The organism is Phytohabitans sp. LJ34, assembly GCF_052068095.1.
Classification (GTDB): Bacteria; Actinomycetota; Actinomycetes; order Mycobacteriales; family Micromonosporaceae; genus Phytohabitans.
This window is the reverse complement of record NZ_JBQHDG010000005.1, coordinates 331,438-353,589: the sequence shown is the minus strand read 5'-3', so window position 1 is coordinate 353,589 and position 22,152 is coordinate 331,438. Positions and strand designations below refer to the sequence as shown.

Annotated in this window: 22 protein-coding genes and 1 pseudogene; 8 read left to right on the top strand and 15 right to left on the bottom strand. The window is 71.3% G+C overall.

Annotation, left to right across the window (positions count from 1 at the left end):
- The first annotated feature begins 39 nt into the window (after window positions 1–39).
- Window positions 40–252, top strand: a complete 213-nt coding sequence (locus ACTMTJ_RS11665; protein ID WP_441216165.1) for a DUF3073 domain-containing protein — start codon at window positions 40–42, stop codon at window positions 250–252.
- 126 nt (window positions 253–378) lie between these two features.
- Here the strand turns inward: ACTMTJ_RS11665 and amcA are convergent, their stop codons facing one another.
- The 5 genes from amcA to ACTMTJ_RS11640 form a co-directional block, all read right to left on the bottom strand.
- The gene (gene amcA / locus ACTMTJ_RS11660; RefSeq protein ID WP_441216164.1) at window positions 379–600 is read right to left on the bottom strand and encodes a multiple cyclophane-containing RiPP AmcA; all 222 of its coding nucleotides are present in this window, start codon (window positions 598–600) and stop codon (window positions 379–381) included.
- Window positions 569–1,675 (bottom strand): cyclophane-forming radical SAM peptide maturase AmcB, encoded by a 1,107-nt coding sequence (gene amcB, locus ACTMTJ_RS11655; RefSeq protein ID WP_441216337.1) that lies wholly within the window; start codon window positions 1,673–1,675, stop codon window positions 569–571. The genes amcA and amcB overlap by 32 nt, the downstream gene beginning before the upstream one ends.
- 123 nt (window positions 1,676–1,798) lie before the next feature.
- On the bottom strand, window positions 1,799–2,950 hold the full coding sequence (purM, locus tag ACTMTJ_RS11650) for a phosphoribosylformylglycinamidine cyclo-ligase (RefSeq protein WP_441216163.1): 1,152 nt from the start codon (window positions 2,948–2,950) through the stop codon (window positions 1,799–1,801).
- 68 nt (window positions 2,951–3,018) lie between these two features.
- Window positions 3,019–4,599, bottom strand: a complete 1,581-nt coding sequence (gene purF / locus ACTMTJ_RS11645) for an amidophosphoribosyltransferase (RefSeq protein ID WP_441216162.1) — start codon at window positions 4,597–4,599, stop codon at window positions 3,019–3,021.
- Between the two features lie 122 nt (window positions 4,600–4,721).
- Window positions 4,722–4,994 carry a sterol carrier family protein gene (locus tag ACTMTJ_RS11640; RefSeq protein WP_441216335.1) on the bottom strand — a complete coding sequence of 91 codons (273 nt, stop codon included), beginning with the start codon at window positions 4,992–4,994 and terminating at the stop codon, window positions 4,722–4,724.
- A gap of 265 nt (window positions 4,995–5,259) precedes the next feature.
- Here ACTMTJ_RS11640 and ACTMTJ_RS11635 point away from each other — a divergent pair, with 265 nt between their 5' ends.
- Window positions 5,260–7,494, top strand: coding sequence for a carboxypeptidase regulatory-like domain-containing protein (locus ACTMTJ_RS11635; RefSeq protein ID WP_441216161.1), 2,235 nt, complete (start codon window positions 5,260–5,262; stop codon window positions 7,492–7,494).
- A 50-nt stretch (window positions 7,495–7,544) separates the two neighbouring features.
- Here ACTMTJ_RS11635 and ACTMTJ_RS11630 read toward each other — a convergent pair whose 3' ends face one another.
- The 6 genes from ACTMTJ_RS11630 to ACTMTJ_RS11605 form a co-directional block, all read right to left on the bottom strand.
- Complete coding sequence (locus ACTMTJ_RS11630; protein WP_441216160.1) at window positions 7,545–8,735, bottom strand: amidohydrolase; 1,191 nt, start codon at window positions 8,733–8,735, stop codon at window positions 7,545–7,547.
- A 37-nt stretch (window positions 8,736–8,772) separates the two neighbouring features.
- Window positions 8,773–9,528, bottom strand: a complete 756-nt coding sequence (locus ACTMTJ_RS11625) for a 2-phosphosulfolactate phosphatase (protein ID WP_441216159.1) — start codon at window positions 9,526–9,528, stop codon at window positions 8,773–8,775.
- The gene (purL, locus tag ACTMTJ_RS11620) at window positions 9,521–11,869 is read right to left on the bottom strand and encodes a phosphoribosylformylglycinamidine synthase subunit PurL (RefSeq protein WP_441216158.1); all 2,349 of its coding nucleotides are present in this window, start codon (window positions 11,867–11,869) and stop codon (window positions 9,521–9,523) included. Before purL ends, ACTMTJ_RS11625 begins: the two co-directional genes overlap by 8 nt.
- A complete protein-coding gene (purQ, locus tag ACTMTJ_RS11615) occupies window positions 11,866–12,564 on the bottom strand; it encodes a phosphoribosylformylglycinamidine synthase subunit PurQ (RefSeq protein ID WP_441216157.1) in 699 nt (232 codons plus the stop codon). Before purQ ends, purL begins: the two co-directional genes overlap by 4 nt.
- Window positions 12,561–12,851: a phosphoribosylformylglycinamidine synthase subunit PurS gene (purS, locus tag ACTMTJ_RS11610; RefSeq protein ID WP_441216156.1), complete on the bottom strand. Its 291-nt coding sequence runs from the start codon at window positions 12,849–12,851 to the stop codon at window positions 12,561–12,563. Before purS ends, purQ begins: the two co-directional genes overlap by 4 nt.
- A gap of 134 nt (window positions 12,852–12,985) precedes the next feature.
- On the bottom strand, window positions 12,986–13,594 hold the full coding sequence (locus tag ACTMTJ_RS11605) for a TMEM165/GDT1 family protein (protein ID WP_441216155.1): 609 nt from the start codon (window positions 13,592–13,594) through the stop codon (window positions 12,986–12,988).
- A gap of 282 nt (window positions 13,595–13,876) precedes the next feature.
- On the opposite strand from ACTMTJ_RS11605, the gene ACTMTJ_RS11600 reads away from it, so the two are divergent.
- Both ACTMTJ_RS11600 and ACTMTJ_RS11595 read left to right on the top strand, forming a co-directional pair.
- Window positions 13,877–14,557: a S1 family peptidase gene (locus tag ACTMTJ_RS11600; protein ID WP_441216154.1), complete on the top strand. Its 681-nt coding sequence runs from the start codon at window positions 13,877–13,879 to the stop codon at window positions 14,555–14,557.
- A gap of 120 nt (window positions 14,558–14,677) precedes the next feature.
- Window positions 14,678–14,992, top strand: a pseudogene (locus ACTMTJ_RS11595) (heavy metal-binding domain-containing protein); the annotation flags it as partial.
- A gap of 143 nt (window positions 14,993–15,135) precedes the next feature.
- Here the strand turns inward: ACTMTJ_RS11595 and purB are convergent.
- Together purB and ACTMTJ_RS11585 are read right to left on the bottom strand one after the other, a co-directional pair.
- On the bottom strand, window positions 15,136–16,605 hold the full coding sequence (gene purB, locus ACTMTJ_RS11590) for an adenylosuccinate lyase (protein ID WP_441216153.1): 1,470 nt from the start codon (window positions 16,603–16,605) through the stop codon (window positions 15,136–15,138).
- Window positions 16,565–16,831: a hemerythrin domain-containing protein gene (locus ACTMTJ_RS11585; protein ID WP_441216152.1), complete on the bottom strand. Its 267-nt coding sequence runs from the start codon at window positions 16,829–16,831 to the stop codon at window positions 16,565–16,567. The genes purB and ACTMTJ_RS11585 overlap by 41 nt, the downstream gene beginning before the upstream one ends.
- On the opposite strand from ACTMTJ_RS11585, the gene ACTMTJ_RS11580 reads away from it, so the two are divergent.
- Entirely contained in the window at window positions 16,805–17,191 is a 387-nt protein-coding gene (locus ACTMTJ_RS11580) for a MarR family transcriptional regulator (protein ID WP_441216151.1), read from the top strand. The genes ACTMTJ_RS11585 and ACTMTJ_RS11580 overlap by 27 nt on opposite strands.
- Here the strand turns inward: ACTMTJ_RS11580 and ACTMTJ_RS11575 are convergent.
- The gene (locus tag ACTMTJ_RS11575; RefSeq protein ID WP_441216150.1) at window positions 17,178–18,455 is read right to left on the bottom strand and encodes an acetyl-CoA C-acetyltransferase; all 1,278 of its coding nucleotides are present in this window, start codon (window positions 18,453–18,455) and stop codon (window positions 17,178–17,180) included. The two genes, ACTMTJ_RS11580 and ACTMTJ_RS11575, sit on opposite strands and share 14 nt — an antisense overlap.
- Before the next feature lie 46 nt (window positions 18,456–18,501).
- On the opposite strand from ACTMTJ_RS11575, the gene ACTMTJ_RS11570 reads away from it, so the two are divergent.
- Window positions 18,502–19,827: a 3-oxoacyl-ACP reductase gene (locus ACTMTJ_RS11570; protein ID WP_441216149.1), complete on the top strand. Its 1,326-nt coding sequence runs from the start codon at window positions 18,502–18,504 to the stop codon at window positions 19,825–19,827.
- Window positions 19,827–20,627 (top strand): MaoC/PaaZ C-terminal domain-containing protein, encoded by an 801-nt coding sequence (locus ACTMTJ_RS11565; RefSeq protein ID WP_441216334.1) that lies wholly within the window; start codon window positions 19,827–19,829, stop codon window positions 20,625–20,627. The genes ACTMTJ_RS11570 and ACTMTJ_RS11565 overlap by 1 nt, the downstream gene beginning before the upstream one ends.
- A gap of 365 nt (window positions 20,628–20,992) precedes the next feature.
- Here ACTMTJ_RS11565 and ACTMTJ_RS11560 read toward each other — a convergent pair whose 3' ends face one another.
- Window positions 20,993–21,571 (bottom strand): TetR/AcrR family transcriptional regulator, encoded by a 579-nt coding sequence (locus tag ACTMTJ_RS11560; RefSeq protein ID WP_441216333.1) that lies wholly within the window; start codon window positions 21,569–21,571, stop codon window positions 20,993–20,995.
- 127 nt (window positions 21,572–21,698) lie between these two features.
- Here ACTMTJ_RS11560 and ACTMTJ_RS11555 point away from each other — a divergent pair, with 127 nt between their 5' ends.
- Complete coding sequence (locus ACTMTJ_RS11555; RefSeq protein WP_441216148.1) at window positions 21,699–22,151, top strand: SCP2 sterol-binding domain-containing protein; 453 nt, start codon at window positions 21,699–21,701, stop codon at window positions 22,149–22,151.
- Window position 22,152 lies beyond the last annotated feature (1 nt).

Sequence of the window (22,152 nt, the reverse complement as noted above, 5' to 3'; positions counted from 1 at the left end):
CTTCGGGCTGCCCCGAATTCTGTGCGAGGGGGTCGAGCCATGGGGCGCGGCCGTGCTAAGGCCAAGCAGACAAAGGTGGCCCGGGAGTTGAAGTACCACTCCCCGAACACCGACCTCGCCGCCTTGCAGCGAGAGCTCTCCGGCAGCGGCAAGTCGGACCACGTCATCGACGACGACTACAAGGAGTACGTCGACGATGACGAGGACGACGACGCAGACGACCCGGACGACTGGGCGCCCCGCGCCCACTGACCGGTAGTCACACTTGAGCACGCGGTGACAGCCCGCGTGCTCATGCGTGCCCGCGCCACGTCACCCGCCTAACACGATCAGGGCGCCCCGTTCTCGTCGGAGCGCCCTGATCCCGGGGTCAGTTCGTCAACGGGGACGGTTGTTCCAGTTGTAGAACGTGGGGATGTTCTCGAAGTGGTTCCAGGCGCAGACCGCGCCGGAGTCCGTGGGGGTGGCCTCGGCGCGCTGCCGGCGGGCCTCTTCCGCCTCGGTCAGCAGCGCGGTCAGCCCGGCCCGGGCGTCGTGCACCCGCTGAGCCACCGGATCGAGAGCACCGTCATGGGGCCGGTGGCTCGTGGTCTCGGGCATGGTCCAACACTCCCTCTAGTAGATGGATCTTGCTGTTGCGGCAGTGATCGGTCTCCGTACCGTCGAAACGCCCATGCTCGAAGTAGCGGTTGGCGGCGTGCGCGCCGCCACAGAAGCCGAAGTACGGACAGGTGGCCCGGCACGCCTCCACCCCGGCGAGAAACTCGGCTACCCACGGCGTGCCCGCGGCCGCGCCCGCGATGATGTCGGGCAGCGGGCTGGAGAGCACGTTGCCGCTGGTGAAGTCCGCGTACCGGGGATCGGTGAAGCCCGCCAGCTCGGGAGAGAGCAGGACCACCGAGCCGTCGTACCCGATGGTGGGTATCGGGTCGAGCTGCCGTGGCAGCACCTCGTCGGCCGTGCCGTCGAGCACCGCGGCGGCGTACCGCAGCGACCACTCCACCTCGCGCACGTGGATGCGCGGGTCGTGGCGCCACGCGGCGACGAGCTCGGACCAGAAGCCGGCGACCGCCGCCGGGTCGCGCGCGTTGGAACGGGCGTTGACGCCCTCCAACTCCTCGATGTTGATGCCGAGGACATCGCAGCCGAGGTCGAGGAAGTACTGGTACAGCTCCGTGGCGAGCCCCGGCTCCGGGCGCGCCACGACGCAGAGGGCCGAGAAGCCGATGCCGTGCCGGCGAAGCGCCTCGATGCCGCCCATGATGCGGTCGTAGGAGGGGCGTCCGCCGCGGGTGACCCGCTCGGCGTTGCGCTCGCGGGGGCCGTCGACGCTCACGCTGACCCGGATCTCGTGCGCCGCGAAGAACTCGCACCACCGGTCGTCGACGAGCGTGGCGTTGGTCTGCACGTGGTGCTCGACCGCGCGATCGAAGGGTGCCAGCAGCTCGGCGAAGCGCTCCCGCCCGGTCGCGAGCGGCTCACCGCCGTGCCACACCACCGAAAACCGGCCGTCGACGGCCCACTCGTTGACCGCGCCGGCGACCGCGGCCGCCACCTCCGCCGGCATCTTGCGGTCGTCGGCCCGAAAGGGCAGGTAGCAGTACGCGCAGTCGAGGTTGCACAGCGTCGTGGGCTGCATGACGACATAGGTCGGTACGGGGGCGATGCCACGCATGCCGCTGAACGCCTGCCGCTGGCCCGCCACCGTGCAACTCCTCCGCCGCCGCCCCGTCGATCTAGAATATATCCGCGCCGATGAATCCACCCGCGCCGATTTTTCCAGATCAGCGGCGGGTTACTAGCCGCGCGTGTGCTGGCCGATCATCTGCACCATGCCCGTGCCCTCGATGATTTCACCGGCCTGCCAGGCGGCGATGCCACGGCCGGCGAGGAAGGCGAGCGCCCGGTCGGCGTCATCGGCCGACACGATCGCGAACATGCCGACGCCCATGTTGAACGTCGACTCCATCTCCGGGTCGTCGATCCGGCCCTTGGCCTGCACCAGCTCGAAGATGGGCTGGGGCTTCCAGGTGGAGCGGTTGACCACCGCGTCGACGTGCTCGGGCAGGATGCGCACGAGGTTGCCGGGGATGCCGCCACCGGTCACGTGCGCGAGCGCCCGCACCTCGCACTCCTCGATCAGCTTGAGGCAGTCGCGCGCGTAGATCTTGGTCGGCGTGAGCAGCTCTTCGCCGAGGGTGCGCTGGCGGCCGAAGTCGTCCACCACCGTGTCGAGGCGCATCCGGCCGGCGCCGAGCAGCACGTGCCGCACGAGCGAGAAGCCGTTGGAGTGCAGGCCGGAGGAGCCCATGGCGATCACGACGTCGCCGACCTCGACCCGCTCGCGGCTGAGGATGTCGCTCTCTTCGACCACGCCCACGCCGGTGGCGGACAGGTCGTACTCGTCCGGGCGCAACACACCGGGGTGCTCGGCCGTCTCGCCGCCGAGCAGCGCGCAGCCCGCGTACCGGCAGCCGTCGGCGATGCCCGCGCCGATCTCCGCGACCTTGTCGGGCACGACCTCGCCGCAGGCGATGTAGTCAAGCAGGAACAGCGGCTCCGCACCGCACGCCACGAGGTCGTCGACCACCATCGCGACGAGGTCGATGCCGACCGTGTCGTGGATGTCGAGCTGCTGCGCGATCACCAGCTTGGTGCCCACGCCGTCGGTGGACGAGGCGAGGATCGGGTTCTTGTACTTTTTGACGTCGAGCCGGAACAGCCCCGCGAAGCCACCGAGATCGCCCATGACCTCCGGCCGCAGTGTCCGATGCACCTTGGACTTCAGCAGCTCGACAGCCCGCTCACCGGCGTGGATCGACACTCCGGCGTCCGCGTACGTCACGGTGCGCTTGCGGCCGGAACGGCTCGTCCCCGCACTCCACGGCTGGCGGCTGCTTCCGGCGCCGTTGCTGCCCGCGCTGCTGCTGCGCTCGGTCACGTGCGTCACGGTTCTCCCCTTTGTGCATTCGCGGCGGGCCGCGTCGGGTAGCGGTCGAGGATCTCTCGACGAACTAGCTACGGGCGGTGCAGCGCGTCCCCGCCGCCGGGACTGGCGACGAGTGGATGTGCGCCAGGCGCGGAGCGGTCGGCTCCGGCCTCGTGGTCATGCGGCGCCCCCGCGGTGCCGCTATCGGCGACGACGCGCTTGTCGACGCCCTCTAGCACGTGTTTGCCGATCAGGTTGCCGGCGGGCAGCTCGATCGGGTACTCGCCATCGAAGCAGGCGCGGCACAGTCGCGTCTTCGGCTGCTCGGTGGCGGCGATGAGGCCGGCGAGCGACACGTAGCCGAGCGTGTCGGCGCCGATCGAGCGGCGGATGCCCTCGATATCCAGGCCATTGGCAAGCAACTCGGCCCGGGTGGCGAAGTCGATGCCGTAGAAGCACGGCCAGGTGACCGGTGGGGAGGAGATGCGCACGTGCACCTCCAGGGCGCCGGCCTCGCGCAACATCCGCACGATCGCCCGCTGGGTGTTGCCGCGGACGATCGAGTCGTCGACGACCACCAGCCGCTTGCCGCGGACGTTTTCCCGGAGCGGATTGAGCTTGAGCCGGATGCCGAGCTGGCGAAGGGTCTGCGACGGCTGGATGAAGGTGCGCCCGACGTACGGGTTTTTCATCAAGCCGGCGCCGTAGGTGATGCCGGAGCCCTCCGCGTAGCCGATAGCGGCGGGCGTGCCCGACTCCGGCACCGGGATCACCAGGTCGGCCTCGACCGGGTGCTCCTTGGCGAGCTGCCGGCCGACCTGCACGCGTGCGGCGTGGATATTGCGGCCGGCGATCGTGGTGTCCGGACGGGCGATGTAGACGTACTCGAAGAGGCAGCCCTTGGGCTCGGGCGCGGCGAAGCGAGCCGACCGCAGGCCATGCTCGTCGACGGCGATCAGCTCTCCGGGCTCCACCTCGCGCACGACGCTGGCCCCGACGATGTCCAGCGCGGCGGTCTCGCTGGCGACCACCCAGCCACGCTCCAGCCGGCCCAGCACCAGCGGACGCACGCCGTGTGCGTCGCGTGCCGCGTACAGCGTGGTCTCATCCATGAAGACGAAGCTGAACGCGCCGCGGAGGGTGGGCAGGACCTCCAGCGCCGCCGCCTCGACAGAGAGGTCGGGACGGCTGGCGAGCAGCATCGTGACGAGCGCGGTGTCCGACGTGGCGCCGTCAGAGCCGAGACCGCGGGTCGTCGCCTCGCGGGCGAGCTGAGCGGTGTTGACAAGGTTGCCATTGTGCGCGAGCGCGATGGTGGTGCCGGCCGGCGTCGCGCGGATCGTCGGCTGTGCGTTTTCCCACGTCGAGCCGCCGGTCGTGGAGTAGCGGGCGTGCCCGATCGCGAGGTGGCCGCGGAGGCTGGCGAGCGTCGGCTCGTCGAAGACCTGGGCAACGAGGCCGAGATCCTTGTAGACCACCACGCCGGAGCCGTCGCTGACCGCGATGCCCGCGGCCTCCTGGCCACGGTGCTGCAACGCGTACAGACCGAAATAGGTGAGCTTTGCCACCTCTTCCCCCGGCGCCCAGACACCGAACACGCCGCAAGCATCTTGCGGGCCGGGCCGTTGGGGGTCGAGGTCGTGGCTCAACCGGCCGTCGCCTCGGGGCACCTGCCGCTCCTCAGTGCTGATCCGGGACTTCCTGTCGCCACAGTGTACGCGAGGCGAGGCCGATAACAGAGAGCCACCTTTCGGCTTCCTCTCGTTACCGAGGTCGTTAAATTACTACGGTGTTACATAGGTATGTAGGCTGATATGTCGGCCCGGTTGCCGCTAGCACTGATGCGCCCCTGCGTAACCGCCTCGTCCCACGCCATCCGACCCGTGGCTAAACGGACCCAAGTGACCGGATCCATCTCGACGACATTCGGCGGTGTACCCCGGGTGTGTCGTGGACCCTCACCCACCTGTACCGCACCGTATGGTGGGACGCGCACTTCCACCGACCGTCCCGGCGCGCGGCGCGCGAGGGCGGAGAGGAGCTCCCGGACGGCGTCGCGCAGCATCGACCGGTCGGGCGTCTGGCCCGCGTCGAGCGCCGCCAAGACCGCTTCCAACACGACGGACTTATTGTGCGCAGGGGACACGTCGGGACGATACGACCCTGGGATTCGCCACATCGTCCCGCCCCTGGGTCGCGCCGGTACCCCCAAACAAGGCATAGTGGCCGACGGTGTACTTGTCACGGGCTGGTTGCTGCGCTGCGGCGGCCGTGAGCGGGATGACAGAGACGGAAGGGCGGTGGACGTGACTACGCACCGACGAGCCTGGATGCTTCGCGCCGGTGTGGTCGGGGCGCTGGTTGTCGGCGCTGCCGTCGCCTTCCCCACAGCCGCGATGGCCGCGCCAAACATCACCAACACCTCTGCGTCGCCAAGTTCGGTGGAGGCCGGCCAGAGCACGCAGATCAGGTACACACTCGACTTCGAGGACAACGACAACACCCGGGCCGACATCACCGTCAGCTCCAACAACGGAAAGCTGAGCTGCACCGACGGCTGCTCTCTGGGCAATGTGACCCGAGACCAGGACGGTCAGCAGAAGACCGCCACCTTCCGCGTCACCGGCAACCTCACCCAAAACGAGCAGGCGACGGTCACGATCCAAGCCAACGGTGGCGGTCTGGGTGGCGGAAACCAGCAGGCGACCGTGCGAGTCACACTCGTCGCCAAGCAGGTGGAGCAGTCGGTCAAGCAGGTGTCTGGCAAGGTCAAGGACACGACCACCGGCGACGGCATCGAAGACGTCATCGTCGCGCTGCTCGACTCGCAGGGCCACAATTGCAGCACAAATACGACCAGCACGGGTAACTACCGGTTCACGTCCTGCGACGGCAAGCCCATCGCGGTCGGCGAGCTGCTCATCGGCGTCTCGCACCCGGATTACCAAAAGCCCGACCCGGAGGCCAAGCGGGTCAACGGCAGCGCCGGCCAGTCCCTGACCGTCCAGTTCGCTCTGACGTCGGCCAAGGCCGCCGCGACGCCGACCGCCAGCGCCTCGGTCCCGCCGCCGACCGAAGAGGCGGCGGCGAGCGAAGAGGCGACTCCGGAGGCTTCCGGCATCGCCGCCGACAACGCGTCCAACGAGGACTCCGGCGGCATGGGCTCGTGGCTCCTCATCATCGTCGGTGGCCTTCTCGTCGCCCTCGGTGTCGGCGCGATCGTGCTCCTCGTCGTGCGTCGCAAGCAGGACAACGGCGACCCCGGCATCGACGACGACCAGCCGGTGCGTCCGGGCGGCCGCACGCCGGTTCCCGGTGCGGCCGGCGTCTACCATCCCGCCAACGACGCGACCCGCATCGCGGGCGCCGGTGCGGGCGCGGCACCGACCATGGTGGGCCGCCCCTCGATCTCCGACGCGCCGACGATGCTCCAGAGCCCGGTGCCGGCGGCCGACGAGTTCCCCGATCCCTACGGAGCGCCGCTGCCCCCGCAGAGCCCGAGCTACAACGGCCAGGCTGGCTACGGCCCCGGCGTCGCGGGCGCCACGAGCGTGTACGGCGCGGCGTCCGGCCCGGCCAACGGCTATGGCGGTCCCCAGCCCGGCGGCCCCAACGGCGCCGGCGCGTACGGCCGGCCCCCGGCCGGCGCCGGGGAGTACGGCCGTCCGACCAGTGGTAGCGGCTACGGCCCCGGTCCGACCAGTGGTAGCGGCTATGGCCCCGGTCCGACCAGCGGTAGCGGCTACGGCGGGCCCAACGGCGCGCCGGCCGGCCCCGACTACGGACGCCCGACGAGCGGCGGCGGCTACGGTCCGCCGGCCGGGCAGGGCGGCTACGAGCGCGGCGGCGCCAACGGCTACGGCGGCCCGGCCGCTCCGGGCGGATACGGCAGCCCGGCAGCACCAGCCGGCCCGTACGCGGGCGGCGGACGCGGTGGCGAGGACGGCTACGGCGGCGGGCGCGACTACCGCGAGCCTCCAGGCGGCGGCTACGGCGCCCCCGGCGGTGCCGCTGGATACGGCGGCGCTAGCGACCGCTACGACGAGCCCACCGGCCGGTGGGACGGCAGCAACGGCGCCGGGCCGAGTGGCGGCTACGGCCAGCCTCAGCCCCCGGCGTACGAGTCCGGTCCCTACGGCGGCGGTGGCGGTGGCTACCGGGCCGAGCCCGAGCCCGACCGCGGTGCTGGCTACGGCCCTGTGCCCAGCGGCGGTGGCTACGACCAGGGTGCCGGCTACGGCCCCGCGGACGGTGGCTACGGCCGGCCGGCCGGCGGTGGTGGCGGTTACGAGCAGGGTGGCGGCTACGGCGGCCAGCCCGGCGCCGGTTACGGCGGCAACGGCTATGACCAGCAGCCCGGCTACGACCCGCGCGGTGGCTACGACCAGGTGCCGCAGCAGCGGGGCGGTGGCTACGACCCGCGCGGTGCCGACCCGCGTGGCGCCGGCTACGACGACCAGGGTGGCTACTACGACGAGCAGGCCGGCCCGCGCGCCGGCCGGGGTGGGCCGCAGCAGCCGGCCGGCCGGGGCGAGCGCCGCTCGCTCGACTGGCTCGACGACTGATCGGATACCGAGCCCGACAAGTGGCCGCGCCCGTTTCGGGCGCGGCCACTTCACTTTTCCAGCACGCCTCCGCGGGCGACCACTCGGCCGGCCTTGAGCACGAGGTCGCGAACCGGGTGGACGACCACCGCCTCCGCGGGCGTACGGGCGTCGACGACCACGAGGTCCGCCGGCGCGCCGATCGCCAGCCCGTACGCGGGGATGCCGAGCAACCGCGCGCCGCCGTACGTGGCGGCGGTCAGCGCGATCTCGATGTCTTCGTCGCGGCGAAACATGCTCCGGTACGCCACGTGCATCGCGCGCTCCAGCATGTCACCGCTGCCGTACGGGCCCCACAGGTCGCGGACGCCGTCGTGTCCACAGGCGACGGTGACGCCGGCCGAGAGCAGCTTCTTGATCGGCGGCACCGGAAAGTCGTACACCGCCGCGGTCACCACGGCCACACCCGCCTCGGCCAGCCGGCCGGCGATCCGCTCCTGGGTGGCGCCGTCGGCTTGGCCCAGCGCGTACGCGTGGCTGACCGTCACCCGCCCGTCGAGCCCGGCCGCCTTGGTGCGCTCGGCGATCAGCTCCAGCTGCCAGATGCCGAGCGTGCCGCCGTCGTGCAGGTGGATGTCGACGCCCGCGCCGTACCGTTCGGCGAACCCGAAGACGATGTCCAGGTGCCGCACCGGGTCGCGGTCGAAGCCGGCCGGGTCCAGCCCGCCGATCGTGCCAACGCCCGCCGCGAGCGCCCGCTCCAGCACCGCCTCGGTGCCCGGGTTGGCGAGGATGCCGTACTGCGGGAACGCCACCTGCTCGACCGTGACCCGCCCGGCGAGCCGCGCGGCCGCGGCGTTGACAGCCTCCACACCGGACAGCCCGAGCGCCGGGTCGATGTCGGTGTGGCTGCGCACGTACGAGGTGCCGGCCGCGATCATCCGCACCAGGAGTGCGGTGATCCGGTCGACGTCCGGCACACCCAGCTCGCCACGGCGGCCGCGTTCGGTGGCGATCCGGTCGGCCAGCGCGTCGCCGGCGGTATGCGGCACCCAGTCGCCGCCGAAGAGCGTCTTGTCGAGGTGGCAGTGCGCCTCGACGAGGCCGGGCAGGACCAACCGCTCGGACACGTCGACCACCTCGGCGCCGGGCGGCGGCGGCAGGTCCGGCTCGATCGCGGCGATCGCGCCGTCGCGCACCAGGATGTCGGCCGCGGTCGGACTCCGCCAGGGACGGCCGCCGCGCAGCACCAAGTCGCTCATCACGACATCCTGCCGGATCACGAGCTTCAGCAGGGTTTCACGCAGCGGCGAAGACGCCCTTGTCGAGCACCGGCACCACGTCTGAGACGCCGACCTCGATCGCGATCGCGACGTCTTCGGCGAAGCCGGACTCGGCCAGCTCGCGGCCGGAGGCGCAGCCCTGGATCGCCGCGGGCACGTCCGGCACGCCGGTCAGGGCGGCCAGTGCCACCGCCGCCTCCACTGACAGCCCGCCGGGTGCGTTGGCCAACCCGTCGAGCACCGAGGCCGCTCCGAGCAGGTCCTCCACGCCGGGGCGGAGCGTGCTGTCCGGCCACCGTTCACCGGCGGCGACGACGCCGATCGGGGCGCGCGACGTGCCGTACCCCTGGGAAAGGAGCCAGCGTGCGACGGCGGGTGCGTTGCGGACGCAGCCGGCGACGACTGGAAGGCCGGTGGCGCTCGCGGCGGCGGAGATGGCCGAGCCGTTCGGCGAGGGCAGCACCAGGTCGGGCACGACCGGCGCGGACCTGAGCGACGCCGGCGACAGCGACCAGGGGCGCTCCCGGCTCACCTTGCGCCGCCCGACGGCCGCGATCGCGCCGATCCGGCGGGCGAAGTCGTCGGCCTGCGCGCCCCACGGAAACGGGTGCACCCGCATGCCGCGCCCGACCGCGACGTCGACCGACGTGGTGAACGACAGCACGTCGACGACCACCAGCGCCGCGCACACCCGGCCCAGCTCGGACGCTCCGGCGAGACCCCAGTCGAAGCGAACCCCGGCACCGGGCTGCGCGAATACCGGCTCAGCCACCGAAGATGCGCGGCAGGGTCGCGGTGTGCGCTTCGCGCAGCTCGTCGAGCCCGATCGTGAACTGGTCGCGGACCTCGAGCTGGCCGCCGCTCTCGTCGGTCACGCCAAGCGCGGTCCACGGGACGCCGTGCTCGGTGCAGAGCGCCGTGAACGCCTTCTCGTGGCCGTGCGGCACCGACACCATGGCCCGGCCGGCCGACTCGCTGAAGAGGAAGACGAACGGCATCGAGCCGCCGGTGAACTCGTCGGGCAGCTTGACCCGGGCGCCGACGCCGTGGCGCAGGCAGGCCTCCACCAGCACCTGCGCGAGGCCGCCGTCGGACAGGTCGTGGGCGGCGGTGAGGTGGCCGACCCGGGCGGCCTCGGCGAGCAGGCCGGCGAGCGCCTTCTCCCGGCCCAAGTCGACCCGCGGGGGCACGCCGCCGAGGTGCTCGTGGGTGACCCAGGCCCACTCGGAGCCGGAGAGCTCGACGCTCGTCTCGCCGAGCAGGAAGATGATGTCGCCTTCGGGGTTGGCCGGCTTGGGAAAGCCCATCGGCACCCGCTGTGCGACGTCGTCGAGCACGCCGAGCACGCCCACGACCGGGGTCGGGTGGATCGCCGCCGCGCCGGTCTGGTTGTAGAAGCTCACGTTGCCGCCGGTCACCGGGATGCCCAGCTCGGCGCAGCCGTCGGCGAGGCCGCGCACCGCCTCGGCGAACTGCCACATCACCGCCGGGTCTTCGGGCGAGCCGAAGTTGAGGCAGTTGGTGACCGCGAGCGGCGTGGCACCGGTGACGGCGACGTTGCGGTACGACTCGGCGAGCGCCAGCTTTGCCCCGGTGTACGGGTCGAGCCGCGCGTATCGCCCGTTGCCGTCGACGGAGAGGGCCACGCCGAGGCCCGAGCGCTCGTCGATGCGGATCACACCGGCGTCTTCCGGCTGGGCGAGCACAGTGTTGCCGAGCACGTACCGGTCGTACTGCTCGGTCACCCAGGTCTTGTCGCAGAGGTTGGGCGAGGCGATCATGTGCAGCACGGTCTCCCGCACCGCGTCCGGTGTGGACGGTCGGGGCAGCGTCTCGGCGCGGTCGGCCTGGAGCAGGATCAGGTCGGCGGGCTCGCGCATCGGCCGGGCGTACACCGGGCCGTCGTCGGCGAGCGACCCTGGCGGAACGTCGACGACCGTGTGCCCCTGCCAGGTGATCGTGACGCGGCCGGGCAGCCCGTCGGGACCGGGCGGGGTGACCTCGCCGATCGCGGTGGCCAGCACGCCCCACCGGGCGGCGGTCTTGAGCACGGCCTCGAGCTGGTCGGGCTCGACGATCAGGAGCATGCGCTCCTGCGACTCGCTGGCGAGGATCTCGTGCGGCGCCATCGACGGCTCGCGGAGCGGCACCTTGTCGAGCTCGACCGTCATGCCGGTGCCGGCCGCCGCGGCGGTCTCGGTGAGCGCGCAGGTCAGGCCGGCCCCGCCGAGATCCTGGATGCCGACGACGCGGCGGTCGTCGTAGAGCTCCAGGCACGCCTCGATCAGGAGCTTTTCCATGAACGGGTCGCCGACCTGCACGGACGGGCGGCGCTGCTCGCTCTCGCTGTCGAACGTCGCGCTGGCGAGCACCGACACGCCGCCGATGCCGTCGCGGCCGGTCTTGGCGCCCATCAGCACCACGATGTTGCCGGCGCCGGCGGCGGCCTTGTTTTGCAGGCGGTCGACCGGCAGCACGCCGATGCACAGCGCGTTGACCAGCGGGTTGCCCTGGTAGCAGGGGTCGAAGACGACCTCGCCGCCGATGTTGGGCAGGCCGAGGCTGTTGCCGTATCCACCAATGCCGCCGACGACGCCGGGCAGCACGCGGGCGGTGTCTTCGTGGTCGGCGGCGCCGAAGCGCAGCGGGTCCATGACCGCGACCGGCCGCGCGCCCATCGCCAAGATGTCGCGGACGATGCCGCCGACGCCGGTGGCGGCTCCCTGGTACGGCTCGACGTAGCTCGGGTGGTTGTGCGACTCGACCTTGAACGTCACCGCGAGGTCGTCGGAGATCTGGATGACGCCCGCGTTTTCCCCGATGCCGGCGAGCAGCTTGTCGCTCGGCGGCGCTTTCTCACCGAACTGGCGCAGGTGCACCTTGCTCGACTTGTAGGAGCAGTGCTCGCTCCACATGATCGAGTACATCGCGAGCTCGGACTGGGTGGGCCGGCGGCCGAGCACCTCGCGGATCCGCTGGTACTCGTCGTCGCGCAGGCCCAGCTCGGCGTACGGCTGGAGCTCCTCAGGCGTCGCGGCGGCGCGCTTGACTGTGTCAGGCCCCCCGTCGAACTCACCTACGACGATGTCCGCTGACTCGGACTGGGTGGTCATGACGCTCCCTGGTCCGCCGGGGCGCCGGCGAGGAACTTCAGCATCGACGTGAAGAAGCCGAGGCCGTCGGTGGAAGGGCCGGTGAGGGCGTCCACCGCGTGCTCGGGGTGGGGCATGATGCCGACAACGTTGCCAGCGGCATTGCTGATCGCGGCGATGTCGCGCTGCGCGCCGTTGGGGTTGCCGCCGATGTACCTCGCGACGACCTGCCCATTGGCCTCGAGCTCGTCGAGAGTGCGCTCGTCGGCGACGTAGCGGCCCTCGCCGTGCTTGATCGGGATGACGACTTCCTGGCTGTCGGTGAACGCGTTGGTCCACACCGGCTGCACGGCCTCGATCCGCAGCCGCTGGTCGCGGGCGCGGAAGTGCATGTGCTGGTTGCGGATCAGGGCGCCGGGCAGGATGTGCGCCTCGCAGAGGATCTGGAAGCCGTTGCAGATGCCGAGCACCGGCAGGCCGTCGCGGACCGCGTCGGCGATCGTCTCCATCACCGGGGCGAAGCGGGCGATGGCGCCGCCGCGCAGGTAGTCACCGTAGGAGAAGCCGCCGGGCAGGACCACCGCGTCGACGCCGTGCAGGTCGGGGTCGGCGTGCCACAGGCCCACGGCGTCAGCGCCGGCGAGCCGCACCGCCCGGGCCGCGTCGCCGTCGTCGAGCGAGCCTGGGAACGTGACCACGCCTACCCGCGTGCTCATGCCGGCGCCTCGGCGGGCTCGGACTCCTGCGAGTCGCTCTCGGTCTCGACCGAGCCGTCGACGTGCAACGTGAAGTCTTCGATCACCGGATTGGCCAGCAGCTTGTCGGCGATCTCACGAGCCCGGTCGAGGTCGGGCTCGCCGGCGAACTCGATCTCGATGCGCCGGCCGATCCGCACGGAGGTGACGTCGTCGACACCGAGCCGGGGCAGCGCGCTGGCGACCGCCTGGCCCTGCGGATCGAGGATCTCCGGCTTGAGCATGACGTCGACAACGACGCGAGCCACTGGACACTCCTGACTTGTGTACGCAGATTTTGCCGCTATCGGCCGCTGGGCCGGATGTGTCGCCCTCGCGAACGGAGACGAGCGTTGCCCAGCGTACCTGGTAGAGAGCGACGGGCACGCACCGGCCGCCCTGCTCAGCTGGTCACGGCGCCGACCACGGTGATCACGCAGAGCAGGGCGCAGACGCCGGCCGCGACGTACCGCACGAGTGACAGCCGGACATGGCGGAGCAACCACCGTCCCAGGAGCACCGCCAGCCCCGAGACCACCGCGAGTGCTGCCCAGGAGCCGAAGAAGACCGGGATCGCCGGCTTGCCGCTGGCCACCAGACCGGCCGTGAGCAGCTGGGACAGGTCGCCCCACTCGGCGGTGAAGAGCACGGCGAAGCTGGCGCCCGCCGCCCGCAGCCCACTCCGGGCCGGGGCGACCTTCTCCGCGTACTCCTTTTCCTGTTCCTTCTCTCCGCTGTCGGCGCGCCGGGCGCCGCGGAACAGGATCACCGCGCCGACGGCGAAGAGCGCGGCGGCGACGAGCGCGACCGGCTGCTGTGGCAACTGGGAGAGCAGGTGGCCGGCGCCGACCGCCACGAGGCACTGGACCCCGAACGCCGCGATCACGCCGAGCCACACCGGCAGGGCCGGGTAGCGGGTGCTGAGCACGAGGGTGGCCACGAACGTCTTGTCCGGTAGCTCCACCGGCAGGATCAGCACGAACGCGGTGAGCGCGACGAGCACGAGTTCCATCGGGATCCTTCCCGGCCGGGCCGGGAGACGGGCGCCCCTCGACCCGGCCCACGCGGGCCTGGGTCGAAGGTCTCGCCCACCGCGATTGCCGCGGTTCGCGTGGCCGGGCGCCGGAGCACCAGTGTGTCGACCGCGCGATTGGGGGCTACTCCCCTTCGCTGAGCAGCGACTATACCCGCCGGCCGGCGGGCGCCGCGAAAGCGATATGACCGCAATGTTATTTGTAGACGACCATCGATGCTCTCTAGCGTGTGGCAAACCCCCTCACGAAGGAGAGTTCCCATGCGCATCCGCCTCGCCGCCGCGGCGATCGCCGCAACGGTCACCGGCGCCCTCGTCGTACCCGGCACCGCGGTCGCCGGCGACCCAACGCCCCTGATCATCGGCGGCAGCACCGTCTCCTCCGCCCCGTGGGCCGCGGCCGTGTTCGCCAACGGCTCGTTCACCTGCTCCGGCACGATCATCGCGGCGAACTGGGTGCTGACCGCCCGGCACTGCCTCAACGGCACGATGTCGGTGCGGGTCGGCAGCGTCAACCGCACGTCCGGCGGCGTGACCCGCAGCGTGTCCGCCACCTTCGGGCAGAACGACCTGGCGCTGATGCGGCTCAGCAGCCCGGTGAGCACCTCGTACGTGTCGCTCGCCAGCAGCAACCCGCCGGTCGGCTCGACCAACTCGATCTACGGCTGGGGCATGACCTGCTACAGCGGCTGCGGTGCCTCGGTGCAGCTCAAGACCGCGAGCGTCCAGGTGACCACCAACAACGCCACCGACGCGTACGGCGGCCAGGCGATCCGCACCACCCGCATCAACGGCAACGCGTGGCGCGGCGACTCCGGTGGCCCGCAGTTCTACAACGGCCAGCAGGTCGGCGTCGCCTCGACCGCGAACGGCGTGAACATCCAGAACTACGGCAGCGTCGCGTTCAACCGGAGCTGGATCCGCTCGGTGTCTGGTGTGTGACGGTTACGACCTCGAACCTGCGCGGCGCGGACGCTTGTCCGCGCCGCGCGGTTTTGCGGTACGCGGGTGCTTCCACCGATTGCCGGCGTGGCGGTGCCCGGAAAGTCCTACTTTCTCGGTGTGCTCGTCGTTACGACGGATGACCTACCCGGCTACCAGATACACGCGGTGCTGGGCGAAGTCGTCATCTCCCTCGCCCGCACCCGCAACGCGTTCGCCGAAGGAGTGAAGTCCCTCCGCGGTGGCGCGTACGACCCCCGAGCTCCACAACACTTGCTGCGCTGGCGCACCGAGGCCGTGGCCGAGCTGGGCCGGGCGGCCCGGAAGCGCGGCGCCAACGCCGTGCTCGGCATGCGGTTCGACCACCGCGACACCGGCACGCTGTGGGTGGAGCTCTGCGCATACGGGACCGCCGTCGTGGCGACGAAGGCGGTCGCGTAACCAGTGGAGGATGTCACTGTCTTGAGCCACCGGGCGACCGCCGGCCGTATGACGTGCCGGTGGGCCGCACGGCCCGCTACCCGGCGGGCCGTGTCACGCCGCTGGGTCGGGGAGGTTGCTCCCCGGCCCAGCGCGCACTAGAGGATCGGAGCCGGTGCGTAGGCGGCGGCCTGCGGATGGCGAGCCACGACCTCGGCGATCCGGTCGACCACCGCCCGCACCTGGGCCGGCGCGGCGCCGACGAAGGCCTCCCGGTCGGCGACCAGCGAGTCGATCTCCGCGCGGGTCAGGCCCAGCCGGTGGTCGTCGGCGAGCCGGTCGAAGAGGTCGTTTTCCGCGACGCCCTTTTCCCGCATCGCCAGCGCCACCGCGACCGCGTGCTCCTTGATCGCCTCGTGCGCGGCCTCGCGCCCGACGCCCCGCCGCACCGCCGCCACCAGGATCTTCGTCGTGGCCAGGAACGGCAGGTAGCGGTCGAGCTCGCGGGCGACCACCGCCGGGTACGCGCCGAACTCGTCGAGCACGGTCAGGAACGTCTGGAACAGCCCGTCGGTCGCGAAGAACGAGTCGGGCAACGCGACCCGGCGTACCACCGAGCAGGAGACGTCGCCCTCGTTCCACTGGTCCCCGGCCAGCTCACCGACCATCGACAGGTAGCCGCGGACGATCACCGCAAGGCCGTTGACCCGTTCGCTGGAGCGGGTGTTCATCTTGTGCGGCATCGCCGAAGAGCCCACCTGGCCGGGGCGGAACCCCTCGGTGACCAGCTCCTGCCCGACCATCAGCCGGATCGTCGTGGCCAGCGACGACGGGCCGGCGACGAGCTGCGCCAGCGCCGCCACCGTGGCGAAGTCGATCGACCGCGGGTAGACCTGCCCGACGCTGTCGAGTACCCGGCTGAAGCCGAGGTGCGCGGCCACCCGCCGCTCCAGCTCGGCGAGCCGGTCGAAGTCGCCGTCGAAGAGGTCGAGCTGGTCGGCGGCCGTGCCCACCGGGCCCTTGATGCCCCGCAGCGGGTACCAGGCGATGAGGTCTTCCAGCCGCTCGTAGGCGATGAGCAGCTCCTCCGCCGCCGACGCGAAGCGCTTGCCGAGCGTCGTGGCCTGTGCCGCGACGTTGTGCGAACGGCCGGTCATCACCAGGTCGGAGTGCTCGACAGCGAGGTGGGCCAGCCGGGCGAGGGCGGCGACCGAGCGGTCGCGGACCAGCTCCAGCGAGCGGCGCACCTGAAGCTGCTCGACGTTTTCGGTCAGGTCGCGCGAGGTCATGCCCTTGTGCACGTGCTCGTGGCCGGCGAGCGCGCTGAACTCCTCGATCCGCGCCTTCACGTCGTGGCGGGTCACCCGCTCGCGGGCGGCGATCGAATCGAGGTCGACCTGGTCGAGCACCCGCTCGTACGCCTCGACGACCCCATCGGGCACCTCGATGCCCAGGTCACGCTGGGCCCGCAGGACGGCGATCCACAGCCGCCGCTCCAGCCGTACCTTCTCCTCCGGCGCCCAGATCGCGGTCAGCTCGGCGGACGCGTAACGGGCAGCGAGCACATTGGGGATCACCAGCCCATTCTCACAGTCGGTTGAGGGCCGGTACGAGGTGCTCCTCCTCATACCGCAGGTGTGCCTCCAGCTCCTCGGCGAGCTGATCAAGGTCGTCGATCCCGTCCTCGATCCGCTTCGCTATGGCCGCGTGCTCGCGGCGGAGCCGCGCCAGCACCGGGCCCAGCTCGGGCATCTGCCGCTCGAACTCGGGAAAGGCGCCGTCTTCCCTCGTGTGGTGCGTGGTCAGCGCCCCGCAGAAGGCCAGGCAGTGCACTCTCAGGTCGGCGGCCGGCACGCCGCCCGACCGGAGAGCGGCCAGGTCGCGCCGCGCCACCTGTCGCTGCTCGCGTACCTGCTCTTCGAGGGGCCGCTCGGCGTCAACGAACTCGCCGCGCGACTGGAGGTCGCGCCCTCGACGGTGAGCCTGATGGTGGGCGACCTCAGCCGCCAGGGGATCCTGCGCCGGCGGGAGGACGACGCCGACCGGCGGCGCACGATCGTGAGCATCGCCGACGAACACCACGCGGCGATCGACGACTGGCTTGGTCAGGGCGCCGTGGCCCGGCGGGCCGCCCTCGCGCCCTTGACCCCGGCGCAGCGCCGGATGTTCATCGACACCCTGCTGGCGTACGAGGCGGCGCTCAGCGCTCCATGATGGCGACCACGCCCTGGCCGCCGGCGGCGCAGATCGAGATGAGGCCGCGGCCGGCGCCCTTCTGCGCGAGCAGCTTGGCCAGCGTGGCGACGATCCGGCCGCCGGTCGCGGCGAACGGGTGTCCCGCGGCCAGCGACGAGCCGTTGACGTTGAGCTTGGCCCGGTCGATCGAGCCGAGCGGCGCGTCGAGGCCGAGCTTGTCTTTGCAGAACTCGGGCGACTCCCAGGCCGCCAGCGTGGCGAGCACCTGCGACGCGAACGCCTCGTGGATCTCGTAATAGTCGAAGTCCTGGAGCGTGAGCCCACGGCGGGCGAGCAGCCGCGGCACGGCGTACGTGGGTGCCATCAGCAGCCCCTCCCCGCCGTGTACGAAGTCGACCGCGGCCGTCTCCCCGTCGACGAACCACGCCTGCACGGGGAGGTTGTGCGCGGCGGCCCACTCCTCCGAGGCCAGCAGCACGACCGCCGCCCCGTCGGTGAGCGGCGAGGAATTGCCCGCGGTCATGGTCGGCTCGCCGCCGTTCGGCGCGCGGAACGCCGGCTTCAGCGAGCCGAGCTTTTCCAGCGAGGTGTCGGGCCGCAGGTTTTGGTCGCGGCCGAGCCCGAGGTAGGGCGTGAGCAGGTCGTCGAAGAAGCCCCGCTCGTACGCCGCGGCGAGCTTCTGGTGGGACTCCAGCGCCAGCTGATCCTGCTCCTGGCGGCCGATGCCCCACTCCAGCGCGGTGATCGCCGCGTGCTCGCCCATCGAGAGGCCGGTACGCGGCTCGGCGTTGCGTGGCACCTCCGGCCGGAACGGCTGGAGCGGGCGCAGCCGGGTGGCCGCACGCAGCCGGCCGCCGAGCGAGCGGGACGAGTTGATTTGCAGCAGCGCGCGCCGCATGTCCTCGTTGAGCTGGAGCGGAGCGTCCGATGTGGTGTCGACGCCGCCGGCGATGCCCACCTCGATCTGGCCGAGAGCGATCTTGTTGGCGACCAGGATCGCCGCTTCGAGCCCGGTGCCACACGCCTGCTGCACGTCGTACGCGGGCGTGTGCGGGTCCAGCCGCGAACCGAGGACGACCTCGCGGGTGAGGTTGAAGTCGCGCGAATGCTTGAGCACCGCACCGGCCACCACCTCGCCGAGCCGCTGGCCCGCCAGCCCGTATCGGGCGACGAGGCCGTCGAGCGCGGCGGTGAGCATGTCCTGGTTGGACGCCGTGGCATACCGGCTGTTGGAGCGGGCGAACGGGATCCGGTTGCCACCGATGATCGCGACCCTCTGCACGGGACTTCCCCTCCCAGAGAAACTTACTCACGAGTAGGATACGCCTATGAGCGATCGGTATGCGACCTTCGCCAACTCCGGTCCGGGCCGGGCGGTCGTCAAGCGCCTCGGCCTGCCCGCACCGCCCCGCCTGCGCCGCTACCGCCCCGGCCAGCCGCTGGTGCCGGGCCCGGTGTTGCTCGACTCCGCCCCTGGCGGCCGCCTCCACGAGCCGGTCCGCGAGATCCTCAAGGCCGCCGGCGTCGCCGAGGAGGGCGAGTGGCACAGCGCGCTCGTCTTCGACGCGTCCGGCGTCACCGACTCCACCGGCCTCCGCGCGCTGTACGACTTCTTCCACCCCAACGCCCGCTCGGTCACCCCGTCGGGCCGGGTGATCGTGCTGGGCACCCCGCCCGAGGCGTGCGAGACGCCCCGGGAGGCCACCGCGCAGCGGGCGCTCGAAGGGCTGACCCGCAGCATCGGCAAGGAGTTCGGCCGGGGCACGACCGCACAGCTCGTCTACGTCACCCCGGGCGCCGAGGGCGCGATCGAGTCGACGATCCGCTTCCTGCTCTCCGGCCGCTCGGCGTACGTCTCCGGGCAGGTCATCCGCATCGGCCCGGCCACCGCGGTCAACCCACCGGCCGACTGGGAGCACCCGCTGGACGGCAAGGTCGCCCTGGTCACCGGCGCGGCCCGCGGGATCGGCGCGGCGATCGCGAGGGTCCTGGCCCGCGACGGCGCGCACGTGATCGGCCTCGACGTGCCCGCCGCCGGCGACGCGCTCGCCGCGGTGGCCAACGACATCCGGGGTACCGCCTACCAGCTCGACCTCACCACGGCCGGCGCGCCCGACCGGCTGGCCGACCACATCGGCGGGCGGCACGGCCGCGTCGACATCGTGGTGCACAACGCCGGCATCACCCGCGACAAGACGATCGCCCGCATGGACGCCGACCGCTGGGATTCGGTGCTCGACGTCAACCTCTCCAGCCAGGAGAGGATCAACGAGGTACTCCTCGACCGCGGCCTGATCACCGACGGCGGGCGCCTGATCGGCGTCGCCTCGATCGCGGGCATCGCCGGCAACCGCGGCCAGACCAACTACGCCACCAGCAAGGCGGGCGTGATCGGGCTGGTGCAGTCGATGGCGCCGGTGCTCGCCGAGCGCGGCATCACGATCAACGCGGTCGCGCCTGGCTTCATCGAGACCCGCATGACCGCCAAGATGCCGGTGATGATCCGCGAGGCCGGCCGCCGGATGAACAGCATGGCGCAGGGCGGCCTCCCGGTCGACGTGGCCGAGACGATCGCCTGGTTCGCCTCGCCCGCGTCCGGAGGCATCACAGGCAACGTCGTCCGCGTCTGCGGGCAGAGCCTGCTGGGGGCGTGATGTTCGCCCGCGCCGCGATCGGCCTGGTGCCCGGGTTCAACCGGCCCGGCTGGCTGCCCGAGGTCGTGCTCGACCGGTCGGGTGTGACCGTCGACCGCACCCACCTCGCCGACTACAACCGCGTCTGCGGATTCCGCCTCTCCGACACGCTGCCGGCGACGTACCCGCACGTGCTCGCCTTCCCGCTGGCGTTCCGGCTGATGTCGCGGCGAGACTTCCCATTTCCGGTCGTCGGGCTCGTGCATGTGGCCAACCGCATCGAGCTGCTGCGTCCGATCGACGCGGGCGAGCCGCTCGACCTGTCGGTGCACGCCGCCGACCTGCGCGAGCACCCGCGCGGCCGCCAGCTCGACGTGGTCGCCACCGCCTCGGTCGGCGGCGAGGTCGTGTGGCGGGACGTGTCGACATACCTGCGCCGCGAGGGCAAGGCAGCCGGCGGGCGGCGCGAAGCCGACCAGACCGAGCCGCCGGCGGCGTCGGCCCGCTGGCGCCTGAGCCCCCGCGTGGGCACCGACTACGCGCGCGCCTCCGGCGACCACAACCCGATCCACACGTCGCGGCTCGGCGCGCGCCTGTTCGGATTCGCCCGGCCGATCGCGCACGGCATGTGGAGCAAGGCCCGGTGCCTGGCCGCGCTGGAGGGCCGCCTGCCGGACGCGTACACAGTGGAGGTTTCGTTCAAGCTGCCCGTGTTCCTACCGTCCACAGTGGCGTTCTCTACGACTCCAGAGTGGACGTTCGCCCTACACGGCGCCAAGTCCGGCAAGCCACACCTGACCGGCACGGTAACGCCCACCTAGTGGGTGCGTCTGTCTTCGTGGCTTTGAAGCCAATTTCCAAAGATGTGAGCTACCGCGATGTGCGTCGTGGTCCATGCCGTTGCTCCCGCGGCCTCACCCATCCGCTGTTGCTCACGCTCACCCCAGCGAGGGCGTCGGGATTCATCGCCCAGAGCAGTCGCCGCGACGGTGCGGTCGCCGCGACTTCTGGTTACGCGGCGTTGCCCGCGGCTCTGCCGAGGTGCTGCCCCCGGGCCTCGCGGTGACCGTGACCAGCGGCGGACGGGTGAGGCCGCGGGAGCAGCGGTCCGGACCACCGCGGACGTCGCGGTAGCCCAAATCTTGATCTTGGGTTGGATCTTATCTTGAGGTCGTGAGTGGAGCGACTACGGAGTCCAGGTCTCGCCGTGCAGGAGTTGGGCGGCGCCGAGCCAGGTGACGTTCATCATCCGGGTGGCGGTCTTCTCCGGGTCGGCCTCCGGGTGGTCGGCGAGCCAGTCGGCGAGCGACTCCGAGGCGCCGACCAGCGCGTACGCCATGACCTGGAGATCGGTGTCGCGGACCTCGCGCCCCTCCGCGGCGAGCGCGCGCCCAAGCATCATCTCGACGACCTCGACCATGCGCTCGCGCATCTCGGTCAGCGCGCTGGCGAAGGGCTGCTCACCGCGCGCCTGCCGGTAGAGCACCGCCCAGCCGTCGCGGTGCGCGCCGACGAACGCGAAGAACGCCCGCAGGCCCCGCCAGAGCTGCTGGTCCGGGGTGTCCGCGCCGACGACCTCGTCCGCGATCGCCTCCATCAGGCGGTTGCCCTCGCGCTGGAGGCAGGCGACGAAGAGCTCCTCCTTGGGGCCCAGGTAGGCGTACACCATCGGCTTGGAGATGCCGGCGTCCTCGGCGATCTCGTCCATGCTCGCCGCGTGAAAGCCACGCCGGGAGAAGACGCGGACGGCGGAGTCGAGCATCATCTGCTCACGTACCGCCCGCGGCAGTCGTTTGAAGGTCGGGGTACCTGATACCGCGGTCACCCTTGCCACCATACCTACTCGTGCGTAAGGTTACGCACGAGTAACTACTCAGCCGGAGGCCACAACGATGACCGACTTCGACCTATCTGACTTCTCCAGTGTCGACCCGAAGCAGTTCGCCCAGATCGTAAAGTCCGCTCCGGACTCGCAGATCAAAGAGGTGATGTCGAGCGACATGCGCGGGAAGATCCTCGACGAGGTGTTCGCCCGCATGCCCTCGCTCTTCCGGCCCGACCGGGCCGGCTCGACCAACGCGGTCATCCACTGGAACGTCACGGACCGCCCCGACGGCGGGGTCGACACGTACGAGGTCGTGATCGAAAACGGTGTCTGCACGCTCTCGCCGTCGCCCGACCGTGACCCCAAGCTGAGCCTCACGATGGGTCCGGTCGAGTTCCTAAAGGTGGTGTCCGGCGCCGGCAACCCGGTGATGATGTTCATGACCGGCAAGCTGAAGGCGAAGGGCGACCTGGGCCTCGCGGCCAACATCGCCAACCTGTTCGACATCCCCAAGGGTTGAT

What these genes read in the sequence shown, in the direction of transcription:
- ACTMTJ_RS11600 (WP_441216154.1), top strand. Translation starts at nt 13,877, where the DNA reads ATGCGCATCCGCCTCGCCGCCGCGGCGATCGCCGCAACGGTCACCGGC.
- ACTMTJ_RS11630 (WP_441216160.1), bottom strand. Translation starts at nt 8,735, where the DNA reads ATGAGCGACTTGGTGCTGCGCGGCGGCCGTCCCTGGCGGAGTCCGACC.
- ACTMTJ_RS11665 (WP_441216165.1), top strand. Translation starts at nt 40, where the DNA reads ATGGGGCGCGGCCGTGCTAAGGCCAAGCAGACAAAGGTGGCCCGGGAG.
- ACTMTJ_RS11555 (WP_441216148.1), top strand. Translation starts at nt 21,699, where the DNA reads ATGACCGACTTCGACCTATCTGACTTCTCCAGTGTCGACCCGAAGCAG.
- purL (WP_441216158.1), bottom strand. Translation starts at nt 11,869, where the DNA reads ATGACCACCCAGTCCGAGTCAGCGGACATCGTCGTAGGTGAGTTCGAC.
- amcB (WP_441216337.1), bottom strand. Translation starts at nt 1,675, where the DNA reads ATGCGTGGCATCGCCCCCGTACCGACCTATGTCGTCATGCAGCCCACG.
- ACTMTJ_RS11560 (WP_441216333.1), bottom strand. Translation starts at nt 21,571, where the DNA reads ATGATGCTCGACTCCGCCGTCCGCGTCTTCTCCCGGCGTGGCTTTCAC.
- amcA (WP_441216164.1), bottom strand. Translation starts at nt 600, where the DNA reads ATGCCCGAGACCACGAGCCACCGGCCCCATGACGGTGCTCTCGATCCG.
- ACTMTJ_RS11605 (WP_441216155.1), bottom strand. Translation starts at nt 13,594, where the DNA reads ATGGAACTCGTGCTCGTCGCGCTCACCGCGTTCGTGCTGATCCTGCCG.
- ACTMTJ_RS11635 (WP_441216161.1), top strand. Translation starts at nt 5,260, where the DNA reads ATGCTTCGCGCCGGTGTGGTCGGGGCGCTGGTTGTCGGCGCTGCCGTC.
- ACTMTJ_RS11570 (WP_441216149.1), top strand. Translation starts at nt 18,502, where the DNA reads ATGAGCGATCGGTATGCGACCTTCGCCAACTCCGGTCCGGGCCGGGCG.
- purB (WP_441216153.1), bottom strand. Translation starts at nt 16,605, where the DNA reads ATGAGGAGGAGCACCTCGTACCGGCCCTCAACCGACTGTGAGAATGGG.
- ACTMTJ_RS11565 (WP_441216334.1), top strand. Translation starts at nt 19,827, where the DNA reads ATGTTCGCCCGCGCCGCGATCGGCCTGGTGCCCGGGTTCAACCGGCCC.
- ACTMTJ_RS11640 (WP_441216335.1), bottom strand. Translation starts at nt 4,994, where the DNA reads ATGCTGCGCGACGCCGTCCGGGAGCTCCTCTCCGCCCTCGCGCGCCGC.
- purQ (WP_441216157.1), bottom strand. Translation starts at nt 12,564, where the DNA reads ATGAGCACGCGGGTAGGCGTGGTCACGTTCCCAGGCTCGCTCGACGAC.